This window comes from Aureimonas psammosilenae (assembly GCF_009176975.1).
In the GTDB taxonomy this organism is placed as follows: Bacteria; Pseudomonadota; Alphaproteobacteria; order Rhizobiales; family Rhizobiaceae; genus Plantimonas; species Plantimonas psammosilenae.
The window spans coordinates 93,364-108,463 of record NZ_WEZG01000009.1 but is presented as its reverse complement, the minus strand read 5'-3'; the positions used below and the strand labels follow the sequence as shown (position 1 = coordinate 108,463).

Genomic DNA, 15,100 nt, shown 5'->3' with positions numbered 1-15,100 from the left:
CCCTCCATGCACGTCCCGATATAGCTTGAACAGAACGACGATCCGGCACCGCCACCAGCAGTTCGACGTTCCAACGTTGAAACTTCATCGGGTGCCTAGACCGCCGGGTCCCAGGTAATCTCGTAGCGTTTCATCGCATCGCCCTTCAGCTTGTTGGTCAACGTCGTGATGATCGCCCCGGCGCGTGCCTCGTCGTACCGCACCGCTTCCGTCGCCTGCTCCATTGTTTTGTCGAACACGTCCCCGGAGAGCCGCGCCGACAACCTCACCCCGAGTGCGGTCGGGAAGATGCGTTCGAAGCTATCGCGTACCTTCTTCAGGTCTGGAGCAAAACTGATATAGCTCAGGAGGAACTCGGGGCGCATCATGAACGGCGCGCCGGCACGCCTGGCGACGACTTCCGCCCCTGCCTTCCGAACCTTGCCGTCCTGCGTCAGCCACCAGGTCTGGTATCCCCAACGGTTCGCGGGGCTGTGTTCGTCTTCCTGGAGCCGCCTTCGGAAGATCCGGAGGGTATGCAGTGCATCGTTGCGGGCCAGGATCTCGCGTTCCGCTTTCGCATAGCCGTTCTGCTGCTTAGCCTCGAGGATGCGGTCTGTCAGCCGCTGCAACTCTTCTTCGTCGATCCCCTCCGACGTCCTCTCGTTCGGTTCGTAGGTCATCTTGAACTTGCGGACGAGGTAGGCGGCGAGCTCGGGTGCGGCTCTGTTCGCCCGCACGTCGTTGTAGGTGGCGAACTGCGAGATGTAGTCGCTCCACGACCTGGGCGGCGCGATGCCATCAGCCGGCGCTAGTCGGCTGTAGAGGTAGGCACGAATGATCAGGCGGTCGATGTACTCGACGAGTTCCAGAGGGATCTTGCTCTCGACGTGCCCGTAGTGGTTCTCAAACTCCCATATCTGGGCGCGAAGGTGCGTCGACACCTCCTTGACCGTCGTCTCGGTCAGGACGAGTTCGGAGCCGGCTTCGACCAGGAGGGCGAGAAGGTTGACGGTCGTCCGGTTGTCGGGAGTCAGGTACTGTTCTGAGAGGGCGCGGATCAGGAGATCCGTCCCGACGTAGAGTCGGAACGTCGTCGCTAGCGTGCGGAAGTACTCAACGATCCGGGGTTCGTTCTTCAACGTCAGGAGCAGCACGTAGGTCCGGCTGAGCTTGCGCAGATAGGTCCGTTCCACCTCGCTGGACCGGTAGAATGTCCCGCGCAGCACTTTGAGTGCGTACAGCCTGACGCGCCCCTTCGCGCCAGCCGGCACGTCCGTCCGGTCAACGACCTTCGACACGATGTCCTCGACGTCGGTGTAAAGTTCGTCGTCCTCGGTACCGTTGGTGATGAACAGCGCCATGTTCAGGCCCTGCCGCTCGAAGACCCGTTCCAGGGTCGAATGACAGGTCGTCACTACGACGGCCCTGATGTCGTCGACCTCGTCCCCCTCCTCCTTGATTTCGGTGAGGCGGTCCTCCATCACGCACGAGACTTGGAGCTTCAGCATGTCGTCGGCGGCATTCTCCGCCCCGACAATCTGTCGAGTCTCGTAAGGCAGGCAGAACTGGTCCTGCCTGCGGTACCACCTAATCTGTCGACCGCCCGGTGCGTCCTTCGCGACCATGATCTCCAGTCGATCGTCAAGCACCCCTTTCATGAACTGGTTGGCGGCGGGAAGAGTCTCGATGATGCGATCGAGGATCTGCGTCCGCGTCATGAAGCGCTTCTTGTCCGGGTCCGTGTCGCCGAGCGCCCAGAGGATCAGGCTGTCCGCGACCGATTCGAGGAGGCCGGTCTTGTCCCGCCGGTTCTCCACTTCCTGGCGGAGGAACACAGCCAGCGTCCGGTCCGTGTACTCCTCAGCCCGCGCCCCAATATCGGCGACGCCAGGCTTGTAGAGGTATTCGATCGAGGGCTCGAGGTAGGACCGGAAGGCCTGCTGGATCGCCGGCGCGGAATTGATGTTAATCTCGATGTACCGGGCGTCCCGGATGTCGATGCGGCAGCCCAGTTCCTTTGACAGGAGGGTCTCCTCCTTATCGATGTCCGGGACGAGCTGCGACGTCACGTAGGCAAGCGTCTTCGGTTCCCGACCGAACTGCCGGAGCCGACGAACGGTCTTCCGCACCTTCGACCGAGGGTTCGCCTCTTTTGAGACTTGCAGAAAACGTCCGGTGGCCGCCTCCTCGAACATCTCCGGCTCGTGGAGGGGCGGTGCGTCGAACCCCTCTGCGCCGCCGTCGTGCATTCCACCGAGAGGGACAAACTCCCGGTCCTGCATCGCGCCATAGAAAGTTTGCCCGAACAGTTCAAAGCTCCGGGTGTCAACCTCCGGTAAAGCGCGGGGTACTAGCCGAGGGTCAATAACCGACATGAACTCCTGCCTTAAGTATGAGATGGGGCTGATTCCTGTAAGACTTCAATCCTAGCCATGTGGACGGGTATTGTCTGCATAGCTTCGCGCTTAGCGACTGGTTTGTGAATGTGTCCGCCTGCGCCAGAGTCTGTTGCAGCGCCTCTTTCATCGCCAGGAACATCGTCCCCCCTACGCATGACTTTGGATCGCGCAAAGAGATGGCATGGCAAGGAGGCCCTACGCTAAAAATAGCAACTATCTTCTACGCTAGATTAGACGGCGCGTTTGACGTTTCGTCGCCAGTTTCATATTCAACAGGACTGTTCAACAACGATAGGGTGGCAACTCTTCAAACCTATGCGGCACAAGGCTTTCATCCCCGTCGAGGCCCGTCCTTTCCTGGGCACCAATCCTCTCTCAAACCGTTGAGATGCAGGAGTTCCGCGAGACGCAATGACTTAGTGCTGCCCGAGTGATACACACGGGTGATACACATGGTCCTCGCGATGTGCCGTCCTTACAAACATCCAAAGACGGGAATGTACTGGCTGCGCCGCCGGGTGCCTGCTGATCTCGTTGCCATTGTTGGCAAGCGGGAAGAACTCGTCAGCCTTCGAACGAAAGATGCCGAGGAAGCGAAGAAACGCCATTTAGCGGCTTTGGCGGAAGTCGAGGCTCGGTGGGACACGTTGCGAGCTGGGCCTGCGACGATCTCCGAGCGCGAGGCGCTTGAGATCGTTCGTGAATTCTACGACCGTTGGATCGAGCTGCATCGTGAAGAGCCGGGCAGTCAGACGCAGTGGCGCACGGACTTGTTCGAGGGCTTATGGCAGGTCCCGTACATCATCGTCCCGTTTGCCTCAGGCGGGGGCCACGACAGGGATCTCCTCGAGCGTCCTCCTCAGACGACACACATCAGCGCTCCTCCGCCCGACCTAGGTGCCTTCGATCCCAACGCCACCCCCATTCGCCGCATGCAGGATCTTTGCGTAGAAGGTGCCGAAGCGCTTTTGAAACGTCGCGGACTTCGGACTGATGCCCTTGGCCGTAGCAAGGTTGTGAAAGCTATAGGGAAGATGCTTCAGCAAGCTAGCCTTGCCCTCGCCGCATCCGCGAAAGGCGATGGGTTCTGGCCGACAGCGTTTGCCACATCAGAGCCGCCTACGGCTTCTGGCCCAGTTCAGAAGAAAAAGGCGCAGACTACCTTCTCCATTGACGATGCTTTCAAACTTTGGATCGCCGAGAAGCGTCCGCGCGAGCGAACGATCTACGAATGGAAGCGAGTTTTGAACGAGCTTGCGACCTTCGTTGGCCATCGCGATGCCGATCGGTTGAGCGTCGATGATCTCCTTCGTTGGAAGAATGCGCTTCTCGAAGCAAAACGCGCTCCGAAGACGATCCGGGATGCGAAGATCGCACCGGTGCGCGCCATCCTCCAAGTCGCTGTCGAGAACCGAAAACTCGATGCGAACCCCGCCGAGAAGGTCACGCTTACGGTGAAGAAGGTTGCGGCAGAGGCACGACGCGACTTTACTGACCCGGAAGCGGTGACCGTCCTGAAGGCAGCGATGAAAGAGAAGAGCCCATCCCTTCGGTGGGTCCCCTGGATTTGCGCGTATTCTGGTGCCCGCCTATCTGAAGCATGTCAGTTACGGCGTGAGGACGTGCATGAGCACGAAGGGGTCTGGGTCATGCGCTTCGCTGCCGAAGCAGGACCGTTGAAAAATGCCAACTCGGAGCGAGCGCTGCCGCTGCACCCAGCTCTCATCGAGAATGGCTTCCTCGACTTCACGAAGACAGTGAAGAGTGGTCCGCTCTTTACCGACTTACCGCCGGACAAGTTTGGTAAGCGCGGTGGGAACGGAACAAAAGTGATTGGGCGCTGGGTGCGTAAGCTTGGGCTGACGGACACCCGGTTGGCACCGAACCACTCTTGGCGACATCGTTTCAAGACGCTCGGCCGGCGCTATGACCTTCGCCTCGACATCGTAGACGCCATGACAGGACACGCGGCCAAGAACGTTGGCAATGCCTACGGGATCTACCCTATGGCCGCGATGCTGCGAGAGTTGGAGAAGATCCCGATCCTAAAGTTAGACAAGGGTTCTTCGGCTTAACTGGGGCCGAGAGATGACCGACAGCTTTAAGGGCGCAAGTAGCGGAACGCAGTCATTCCGCTCATGACCCGTTGCAGCCGTACGCAAGGCACGAAGCGGATGTCCGCCTTCTGTCAACTCGGTTCGCTGGTCCCCTCAGCCGTCGCCAGCAAGCCCTACTATGCATTAGATTCGAACCGGGCCACCTAATGGGGGCAGGCCATCTTCACCGAGTCGAAATCCACGAGGCTCTGCAGATTCACAGCTGCATCAACCCCGAAGGGAGGTACGAATTAGTAAAGGAAAAAAGGGGGAAGTATGGCTTCCCCCTTTCGCTCTTCAGCCAATGAAGAAGTTGCCGGTTGTCAGGCTCAAGCCCGTGTCCAGCGTTGCGAACTGAACCTGCTCTGCGCCGCCGACGCCGTCCACATCATAGAAGAGCCCACCCGTGTCCTTATCGTAGATGATGTTCTGCGCCGCCGTGGTCGCGGCCGTCCCGACCGCGAAATCAGCCGCTCGGAGAGCGCCGGGGGACAGGGCGTTGAACACCGTCCGCGCTAGCTGGATGATGTCGGATGCGGCATCGAAGGCGACGATCCTGTCGACGTTCGAAACCGCATCCAGCGATGTCGAAAACACGAACCGATCCGCCCCGGCACCGCCTTCCAACGTATCGTTGCCGAACCCGCCATCGAGAACGTTGTTTCCGGCGTCGCCGACCAGCCTGTCTGCGAAGGCTGTACCGGTCAGGTTTTCGATGCCAAACAGGATGTCACCACCGGCGTCCCCGCCACGGGCGGTTCCGGCCGCCAGATCGATTCGGACACCGGCCTGCGACGAAGCGTAACTCGCCGTATCGGCACCGTCGCCGCCAATCAGCGTATCGGCCCCCGCTCCGCCGACAAGGAGATCGTTGCCCGCACCGCCTCGCAGAGCATTGGCGTTGGCATCGCCGCGCAGCGTGTCATTGAATGCCGAACCGATCAGGCTCTCGATGCCGATCAACGTATCGCCATTCGCATCGCCTCCGTGCGCCGTCCCGGACAGAAGATCGATCTGAACGGCCGAACGAGACGAAGAATAGCTTGCCGTGTCTACGCCGTCGCCGCCGATCAGCGTGTCATTGCCGGCGCCCCCTTGAAGGAGGTCGTTACCGGCGCCCCCATCCAGCGTGTTGTAGCCGGAGTTACCGACAAGGTCGTCATCGTGAGTCGAACCGGTGATGTTCTCGATGCCGGTGAGCTTGTCGCCTTCCGCATCACCCTCGTAGCCGAGCCCCGTCGATAGTTCGACCCGCACACCGGTTTCCGAGCGAGCATAGCTCGCAGTATCGGACCCCGCGCCACCGAGCAGCATGTCCGCGCCTGCACCGCCTTCGAGGATATCGTTGCCGCCAGAGCCATCGAGCACGTTGGCACCGGCATCGCCGGAGAGGACGTCGAAGTAACGCGAGCCTGTCAGGTTCTCGACACCTATGAGGGTATGACTTGCGCCATCACCTCCGAACCCAAGACCTGTCGACAAATCAACCAGAACGGCATTCTTGGAGCGTGCATAGCTCGCGGTATCGGTGCCTTCGCCGCCGATCAACGTGTCGCCGGCACCGCCGATCAGCGTGTCGTTTCCGGCAGAGCCATCAAGGACATTGGCGCCGTCTCCTCCGATCAATGTGTCGTCGAAAGCCGAGCCAAGGGCATTCTCGATGCTGATCAGCACGTCGTTGCCGTCGCTGCCGCCAAACCCGATCCTGCTGGCCAGATCCACCGTCACCCCGGCTGCGGAGCGGGAATAGCTTGCGGTATCGATGCCGTCTCCACCATCCAGCTTGTCGGTTCCGGCAAGTCCTTCGAGGACATCGTTACCGTCACCGCCGGCGATGTTGTTGTTGCCGGCGCTTCCGATCAACGTGTCGTCGAAGCGCGAGCCGGATAGGTCTTCGATTGAGATCAGCCGGTCGCCTTCCGCATCTCCGCCAGACCCTTCGCCGGCGGCAAGGTCCACGCGGACGCCTGCCTCCGACGAAGCGTAAGTCGCCAGATCACGGTTCGCGCCGCCGTCCAGCGTGTCCGCCCCGCCGCCCCCTTCGAGGACGTCATTGCCCCTGCCAGCGACAAGCGAGTTCGCGACATCGTCACCGATCAGCGTATCGCTGAAGATCGTGCCGATCACGTTCTCGATGCCGTTCAGCTGATCTCCTTCGGCCTGCCCACCAAACCCCAAGCCGGTCGACAGATCGATGCGAATGGGTCCGCCGACCTCGTCGTCGGCATAGCTTGCCGTATCCGATCCGGCACCGCCGATAAGGGTGTCCGCGCCGGCGCCGCCTATCAGCGTATCATCACCAGCAAGGCCGGAAAGGCGATCATCGCCCCCGAGGCCATTGATCGTGTCATTCCCCTGGGTGCCGACAAGAACATCGTTGCCGCTGGTCGGAACAGACGAGGGGGCGAGGATGCGCACGACGTTGTTGGTGCCGTTGACGCTCTCGATGACGACATCCCCGACGATCAAGCCCCGCAACGTGACCACGGTCTCGAAGATGTTGTCGAGGTCGGTATCGACGCGCAGTTCGGTATTGTCGTTGACAGTCACCAACTGCACCTGGTCGGCGCTGTCGATGATCGCGCCGAAATCGATGTTCTCACCGTATTTATAGTCGGTGATCGTGTCGCCGTTCAGCGTATTGGTCGTGACGTAAAGGTCATTCACGACATCGTAGGTGACGATCTTGAGGCCTTGATAGGTGTCGACCCCGTCGCCGCCCGTCAGCGTGTCCTTACCGGCACCGCCGTTCAGGAGATCGTTGCCGTTACCGCCCTCCAGAACGTCGCTGCCATTCCCACCTCGCAGAATGTCATCGCCGCCCTTGCCCGAGATGCGGTCGTTGCCGGCAAGGCCGTCGATCGTGTCGGCGCCTTCGGTGCCCAGGAGAACATCGTTGCCAGCAGTCGGGACATTCGTTGAGGACGGCGTGCCGATGGAAAGGGAAACAATGGCCGTTGCAATGCCGCCCGCGCCATCGGAGACAGTGTACTGGAAGGAGGCTGGACCGGAATAATTGCCCGTCGGCGTAAAGACCACATTGCCGTTCACGAGCGAGACCGTGCCGTTCGTTGCCGAGCCGACGGCCGTCAAGGACAGCCCTTGCGTCAGTTCCGGGTCTCCATCCGTATCGTTGGCGAGAAGGGATGCCGATGTGATCGTCAGCGCCGTATTATGAAGCGCAGAGTAACCGCTGTCGTTCGTTGCAACCGGCGCATCGTTCACCGCTCCGACGTTCAACGTCACGGTGACCGGTTCCGAGGTCGCCGTTCCGTCGCCCGCCTGGTAGGTGAAGCTGTCCGCACCATTGAAATTTGCGTTCGGCGTGTAAGTGAACGAGCCGTCGGCATTCAGCGTCAACGAGCCGTTGGCGGGGCCGGTTACGAGCACCGCCGTTAAGGCGTTGCCGTTCACGTCCGTATCGTTCCGCAGAATGCCGTTCGCTGCCGACACTGTCAGCGCTTGATCCTCCGTAGCGCTATACTGATGATGTTGTTGGTTAATCCACCTTCGCTGGTGACGAGAAGGGTACCGGCGATGGTGCCCTGAAGGGTGATGGTGGTGTCGAACGAGCCGTTGTTGTCGGTGTCGATCCGCAGTTCGGTGTTGGCACCGACCGTTGCCAGCTGGACTTGGGCAGCGCTGGCAAGGTTCGTGCCGAGGCTGATCTTCTCGCCGTTCTGGTAGTCCGTGATCGTGTCGCCGTTCAGCGAGTTGCTGTAAACAAACATGCCAGTGTCGGGGTCGTACGTATCCAACCGTTGGCCTTGGTAGGTATCGACCCCGGCATCGCCCGTCAGCATGTCCCGGCCCGCGCCACCGCTCAGAAAGTCCGCACCGTCTCCGCCGGTCAGCGTGTCGGCTCCCAAACCGCCTTCAAGCGTATCGTTGCCGCCACCACCGTTCAGCGCGTCGTCTCCGGTGTCGCCATAGAGGGAGTCCGCCCCAGCACTGCCGATCAGCGTATCCTTACCCGCGCCCCCATTCAGGCTTATCAGCTGGGAAGTGGAACCATACGTGCTTCGGCTGGCATCCAGCGTGTCGTCGCCATCGCCGCCCAACAAGGAGCCGTAGCCAGTGCCGCCAATCAGCACATCGTTGCCGGTCCCGCCGTCAAGCATGAAGTAGCGACTGTTGCCGGCATCCAGCGTGTCGTTGCCGTCCTCACCATAGAGGCTGGCCTGCGTGTAGGACCATTGCGACCCTGGAGCGGTGATGCGCAACGTGTCGTTGCCAGCGCCTCCATACATGGCGGTATCACCATTGAGACCGCTGTCGGTGATCGTGTCGTCGCCCTTGTCGGCTCCGCCATAGATGACGTCGTTGCCGTCCCCGCCCTTCAGATCGTCCGCACCGCCCGTGCCCAGAATCTCGTCGTTGCCGCCGAGCCCGTCGATCGCATCCGGACCCGATGCCCCAACTAAAACATCATCACCCGACGTCGGAACGCTTGCCATCTTTCCCCTCCAGACGCTCTCGAGCGCCAGCGTTCGGTCCCGGCAGCTCATGCGGCATTACCGTTCCCAAGAATTCTTAGTTCAAAATTTTGATCGCAGTTGCCGCCCAACCCGATCGGCGCTCGTACCGAAGGGGTCAGAAAGTTGCGAACTCGTCAGCATGAAGAGGAGGATTGCGTGACCTGTCCAGCTGGCAACTGACGAACTTGCGAAATGACCCTTTGGTTGTGTTCGCCCGACCACAGCTTGAGTTTTTGATCGTGGCTATGGATCCGGTAGGGTTCCGTTGAGCTGTCGAGCCATCGACATTCCAAAGCGATCTTGATTTCGCATCGGCAGAAAAATACTGAAACCAAGATCGCGACCAAACCTCGTGTTTAAATGGGTTTTACATAGCCATACCACTGAGATCATTTGCATGATCGATAAAAATTTATGGGTTAAATGACTTAATTATTATTATCTATAGTAATAATTGCGATTCTTCGGAACGTAGAAGGTTCTGTCTATCGCTCCTATCTTGCAATCCCTCAGTCTCAGATATCGCCTTTCGAAGTTTTGTAACCAATTCCTGTGCGGCACGGATGGTTACTTATCGGAAGTCACGCGTCTTCACCCGGATCTCGTCGACGACGTGACCGTAGGGGTCCGCCATATCCTTAGCTGGTGGCATGCGTGGTGGCGTCGATGACGAATGGCCGGCATCGTTAGGTATGTCGTCGTTCATTCTCCCCCGCCGACCGACACTGGCGAATTCCTGGCTCAAATCGCTGAGATGATGCGCGACGAGGTGCACGACCTCGCCTTCCCGTTGGATACGGCCGCGCACACCCATCATCCCAGCACCCAGCACGGTCCTGCGGTTCGCCTCGAACACCTTCGTCCAGACGACGAGGTTCGCGACGCCCGTTTCGTCCTCGATCGTGATGAACATGACGCCCTTCGCCGAGCCCGGCCGTTGGCGCACGAGGACGAGGCCCGCGACCTCGACCCAGCGTCTGTCGCGCGAGGCCATCGCCTCGGCGCAGGTGATATGGCGACGGCGAGCGAGTTCCGCCCGAAGGAACGAGACCGGGTGCTGGCGAAGCGTCAGCCCGACATGACCGTAGTCCTCGACGACTTCGCCACCCTCCGGCATGGCGCGAAGCCGGACGACCGGTTCGACCTGCTCGGCAACGGTCCTGGCTTCCCGGTCGGCGGCTGCGGCGAACAAGGGAAGCGGCTCGTCGCGCAGCGCCTTGATCGCCCAGAGCGCGTCGCGGCGTGACAGGTTGACGGACGGACGGAACGCGTCCGCTTCGGCCAGTTCAGTCAGGGCCGCATGCGGGATCCGCGCCCGGCGCCAAAGATCGTCGACCGACGCGAAAGGCATATTCTCGCGCGCCGCGATGAGACGCGCCGCGTCGGCATTGCCGAGACCCCGCACCATACGAAGACCGAGGCGCACGGCGAAGCGGCCGTCACCGCTGCCCCGGTCCGCCTCTTCTCCGTCCGTGCCCCCGCGTGGTTCCAGGGTGCAGTCCCAGCGACTGGCGTTGACGCAGACGGGCCTGATCTCGATCCCGTGATCCTGCGCATCGCGCACGATCTGCGCCGGAGCGTAGAACCCCATCGGCTGCGAGTTCAGAAGCGCCGCGCAGAAGACGTCAGGATGCCAGCACTTCAACCAGGACGAGGCGTAGGCGAGAAGCGCAAAGCTCGCGGCATGGCTTTCCGGAAAGCCGTAGGAGCCAAAGCCCTCAAGCTGGCGGAAGGTCCGCTCGGCGAAGTCGGCGTCGTAGCCGTTCGCCACCATTCCCTGCACGAGCTTGTCCCGGAAGTGGCTGACGCCCCCGGTGAACTTGAACGTCGCCATGGCGCGGCGAAGCTGGTCCGCCTCGCCCGGCGTGAAGCCAGCGCACTCGATGGCAACGCGCATGGCCTGTTCCTGGAAGAGCGGCACACCGAGCGTCTTGCCCAGCACCCGCTCGAGTTCGGGCTTCGGGAAGACGACGTCCTCCTTCCCCTCACGTCGGCGCAGGTATGGATGCACCATGTCCCCTTGGATCGGACCCGGCCGGACGATCGCGACTTCGATCACGAGATCGTAGAAGGTGCGCGGCTTCATGCGCGGCAGCATCGCCATCTGCGCTCTCGACTCGATCTGGAAGGTGCCGAGCGTGTCGGCGCGCCGGATCATGGCATAGGTGCGCGGATCTTCGGCCGGGATGGTCGCGAGATCGAGATGGATGCCCTTGTGGTCGCCGAGAAGATCGAAGCCGCGGCGCATCGCCGACAGCATGCCGAGCGCGAGCACATCGACCTTCATGAACTTCAACGCGTCGATGTCGTCCTTGTCCCATTCGATCACCTGACGGTCGACCATCGCCGCCGGCTCGATCGGCACCAGTTCATCCAAACGGTCTCGCGTCAGCACGAAGCCGCCGGGATGCTGCGACAGGTGGCGCGGCGCGCCGACGAGCTGGCCGGCCAGTTCCAGCGCCAGGCGCAGGCGCCGATCCTCCATGTTGAGGTTGATGCTGCGGGCGTGCTTCTCGTCGATGTCCTCCGACCAGCCCCAGACCTGGGAAGACAGTGTCTTCGTCAGGTCCTCCGGCAGGCCGAGCGCCTTGCCGACATCGCGCAACGCGCCCTTGGCGCGGTAGCGGATGACGGTGGAGCAAAGCGCGGCCTTAGTTCGTCCATAGGTCTCATAGACCCACTGGATGACCTCTTCCCGCCGCTCGTGCTCGAAGTCGACATCGATGTCAGGCGGCTCGCGCCGTTCTTCCGAGACGAAGCGCTCGAACAGGAGGTCGTTTCGGTCGGGGTCGATCGAGGTGACACCGAGAACGTAGCAAACGGCGGAGTTCGCCGCCGAGCCGCGGCCCTGGCAGAGAATGCCCTTTGAGCGGGCGAAGCTGACGATCGAGTTCACCGTTAGGAAGTACGGCGCGTAGTCCAGCTTCTGAATGAGGCGCAGCTCGTGTTCGAGGTTACGCCGAACCGAGGATGGCAGGCCTTCCGGATAGCGCTCGGCGGTGCCCTCCCAGGTGAGCTTCGCCAGCGCTTCCTGCGGCGACAGGTCGGGGAACTGCTTCTCTTCCGGATACTGGTAGGCGAGCTCGTTCATGGAAAAGCGGCAGCGCTCGGCGATCTCCACCGTTCGGGCGAGAGCGTCGGGATAGCGCTTGAGCAGGCGATGCATCTCTTCCGGGGGCTTGAGGTAACGGTCGGCATGGCGCTCGCGGCGAAATCCGGCGTCGTCGATCGTGACGCCGTGCCGAATGCAGGTGACGACGTCCTGAAGGATACGGCGGTCCGGTTCGTGAAAGAGAACGTCGTTGGTGGCGACGGTCGGCACGCAAGCCGCCAGCGCCATCGCCGAGAGATCGTGGAGGCGAAGCTGATCGTTCGGCCGGCGGCGCAGCGTCAGGGCCAGATAGGCTCGAGCACCGAAGGCGGATCGCAGGCGGCGAAGCTGGAGCGCCAGGTCCTCGTCCGCCTCGTTCGGCACCAGGACGGCGACGAGACCTTCGCCGTGAGCCGCGAGATCGTCGAAGGCGAGAATGCAGCGCCCTTTCCCGCCGCGTGCCTTGCCGAGCGACAGAAGGCGGCAAAGACGGGCATAGGCGGGGCGATCGGTCGGATAAACGAGGACGGGCAGACCGTCCGTCAGATCGAGGCGACAGCCGACAACGACGCGAATGCCGGTGGTTTTTGCCGCCTCGTGCGCTCGAACCACGCCGGCGAGAGAATTGCGATCAACGACGCCGAGCGCTTCGATGCCCATGAGGCTCGCCGTCGCAAACAGCTCTTCGCAGGACGACGCGCCGCGCAGAAACGAGAAGTGCGACGTGACCTGCAGCTCGGCGTAGCGGGCGCCGTCAGCCATGCCGCTCGGTCCGGAGAATGGTCACGGCCCTCATCCGGGAAAACTGCCGATCATGCGAAGATCCCATGCAGAAACCAGCGGTGCGAGCCGGTCTCAGGGTGTTCGCCATCGCCGGCCCGGTAGATCCAGTAGCGCTCGCCGGCATCGTCCTCCACGCGAAAGTAGTCCCGGACCGTGGCAAGCTCGGCTTCGCGTTTCCACCATTCGCCGAAGACACGCTCGGGCCCGTCGGCGCGGCGCACGCGGCGACGCTGTCCCCGCCAGGTGAACCAGACGGGCGGATGGTCCGGCAGAAGCGCCATGGTCTCGACGGCTTCGGGACGCGGCAACAACCTTGCCGGCCGCGGCCAGTGATCGTCCCAGGACGCGCCATCATCGAGGCTCATCGGTTCGACACGGGTGACGGAGCGTTCCGGCACGTCGCTTGGGCGGGGCGCAAAGCGGTACAAGCGCCGGTCGCCGATGCGGTTGGCGAGAAGGTCGACGAGGCTGGCGACGTCGGCCTCTGGCTCCTCGACCAGCGACGAGATCACCTGCCGATCGCCGAGCGGCTCGGCGAGCGTCGCGGTCAGCGTCATGACCTCGATGCCGAAGCCCGGTTCGATCGTCTCGATGCGCTCGCACAGAAGCCGTGTCAGGCGCCTCACATCGCGCTCGGGTCGCGCCAGTCCGATGCGGATCGCCTGCCACAGGTTGTCGACCCGGCCGAACAGGAGGTCGAGCCGACGAGCACCGAGTGCCCTCAACTCCAGCTCCGCGACGAGCGCCACCACGAGCTTGCCGGTGTATCTGGCAATGGTCTCCGGCGCACCGATCGGTTCGGCAAAGACCCGGCGCACCTCGACGAGGTCAGGCGAGCGAACGGCATCGATCGGCTCGGGAATAGCGCCGAACGCTTGGTCGAGTCGCCGGCCGAGTTGAGGACCAAAGCGCAAGGTGAGCGGGGCTCGGGGCTGTGCGGCGAGGTCACCAATCGTGGTAAAGCCGAGCACGGTCAGGTCGAGACGAAGACGAGGTTCCAGCCGCAGCGCGCCAAGCGGTAGGGCGGCTAAAGCTTGGCGCGTTTCGCCCTTCTCGACGAGCGCCATCGCGGCACCGGAAAAGCGCGCCGCGGCATGGGCCGCACCCCAAGTGTCGGCGATGGCGACGCGCGCTTCCAGGCCGGACGAGGCGAAGCGGTCGACCAGGTTGCGCAGCATGGTCTCCTCGCCGCCATGGAGATGGTCGGCGCCGGTCGTGTCGATGACGATGCCGTCCGGTGCGTCCACCGCGACCATTGGCGAGAAGCGCAGGGCCCAAACGCCAAGCCGTTCGAGCGCCGCCGCATCGCCGGCCGGATCGGCATCGAGGACGGCGAGACCCGGCACGAGCGCCTGCGCCTTCGTCGCCGGCATGCCGACGTGGAGGCCGGCGTCTTCCGCCAGTCGGTCCGCCGCCGTCACGACGCGCCGGTTGCCGTCCCGTCCGACAAGAACCAGCGGCATCTCAGCGGGCGGCACGCTTCCAGGCGACTTGCGGCGCAGCCGATCGGTCGGCCAACGGGGAAGAAAGAGCGAGACGACCCGTGGCATCGACGGCCTCCACTTCGAAGTCGGCGCATTCACCGGCGCGGCAACGGATGAGTTCGAGAAGCCAGCGTGCCCGCCCGACGCCCGGCACCGGCAAGGGCCGGGACGGCAGCACGGACACCCGCCAGCGCGTGACGGAGGCCGTTGGCTGACCGAAATCGGCGGCCTCGGTCTGGCGACGCCAACGGCGCACCGCGAGAGCCACCGTTCCCGTTCCCTCGGCGGCGAGCTGAAGGCGACGCGACGCGGTCATGGAAAGCTTGGCGACCTCTGCAACAACGGCGCCGAGCCCGCCATGGCGCAATCCATCCTCGAAGCAGGACAGGAGTGCCTTCTCATCGCCCGCCTCGACATAGATGACGCGGCTCGGAGCCAGACCCGCCTGCGCGATCGCCGGAGCGAACACGTCCTGGCGTGTCACGCACCACAGCACCTTGCCCTTCGTCCGGGCGGCGATGCCGGCGGTGAAGAGTGCCGCGGCCGCGCCGTCCACCGCGCCGACACCGCCGCCCGCGACTTCATGCAGGCTGCCCAGAGCCAGACCGCCGCCGGGCAGACGGCCGTCGATCTCGGGAACATCGAAGGGCAGAGTGCTGCGGGCTCTGGACGCGCCTCCTTCGAGGCGTTGAACACGCTCGCGCAACTCCGAGAGAATATCGGGACTGACGGATTGGGGCATGGTTTCAGAACAAGACAGGCTTCCGAACACGATTCGGAGTAAGAA

7 protein-coding genes are annotated in these 15,100 nt (G+C 62.6%); 1 reads left to right on the top strand and 6 read right to left on the bottom strand.

From position 1 onward, the window contains the following. Positions 1-95: 95 nt before the first annotated feature. Entirely contained in the window at positions 96-2,357 is a 2,262-nt protein-coding gene (locus F9929_RS16060; RefSeq protein ID WP_152047602.1) for a hypothetical protein, read from the bottom strand. A gap of 521 nt (positions 2,358-2,878) precedes the next feature. Between F9929_RS16060 and F9929_RS16055 the strand changes: the two genes are divergently transcribed. Further along, a complete protein-coding gene (locus F9929_RS16055) occupies positions 2,879-4,456 on the top strand; it encodes a site-specific integrase (protein ID WP_152047601.1) in 1,578 nt (525 codons plus the stop codon). Between the two features lie 318 nt (positions 4,457-4,774). Here the strand turns inward: F9929_RS16055 and F9929_RS16050 are convergent, their stop codons facing one another. From F9929_RS16050 to F9929_RS16030, 5 genes are all read right to left on the bottom strand, one after another. Further along, positions 4,775-7,930 carry a tandem-95 repeat protein gene (locus F9929_RS16050; protein ID WP_152047600.1) on the bottom strand — a complete coding sequence of 1,052 codons (3,156 nt, stop codon included), beginning with the start codon at positions 7,928-7,930 and terminating at the stop codon, positions 4,775-4,777. A 2-nt stretch (positions 7,931-7,932) separates the two neighbouring features. Further along, positions 7,933-8,934 (bottom strand): calcium-binding protein, encoded by a 1,002-nt coding sequence (locus F9929_RS16045; protein WP_193227799.1) that lies wholly within the window; start codon positions 8,932-8,934, stop codon positions 7,933-7,935. Positions 8,935-9,526: 592 nt separating this feature from the next. Next, entirely contained in the window at positions 9,527-12,808 is a 3,282-nt protein-coding gene (locus tag F9929_RS16040; RefSeq protein WP_152047598.1) for an error-prone DNA polymerase, read from the bottom strand. 50 nt (positions 12,809-12,858) lie between these two features. Then, positions 12,859-14,379, bottom strand: coding sequence for a Y-family DNA polymerase (locus tag F9929_RS16035; protein WP_152047597.1), 1,521 nt, complete (start codon positions 14,377-14,379; stop codon positions 12,859-12,861). Further along, positions 14,294-15,055 (bottom strand): ImuA family protein, encoded by a 762-nt coding sequence (locus tag F9929_RS16030; protein WP_152047596.1) that lies wholly within the window; start codon positions 15,053-15,055, stop codon positions 14,294-14,296. The genes F9929_RS16035 and F9929_RS16030 overlap by 86 nt, the downstream gene beginning before the upstream one ends. Between the last annotated feature and the right edge of the window lie 45 nt (positions 15,056-15,100).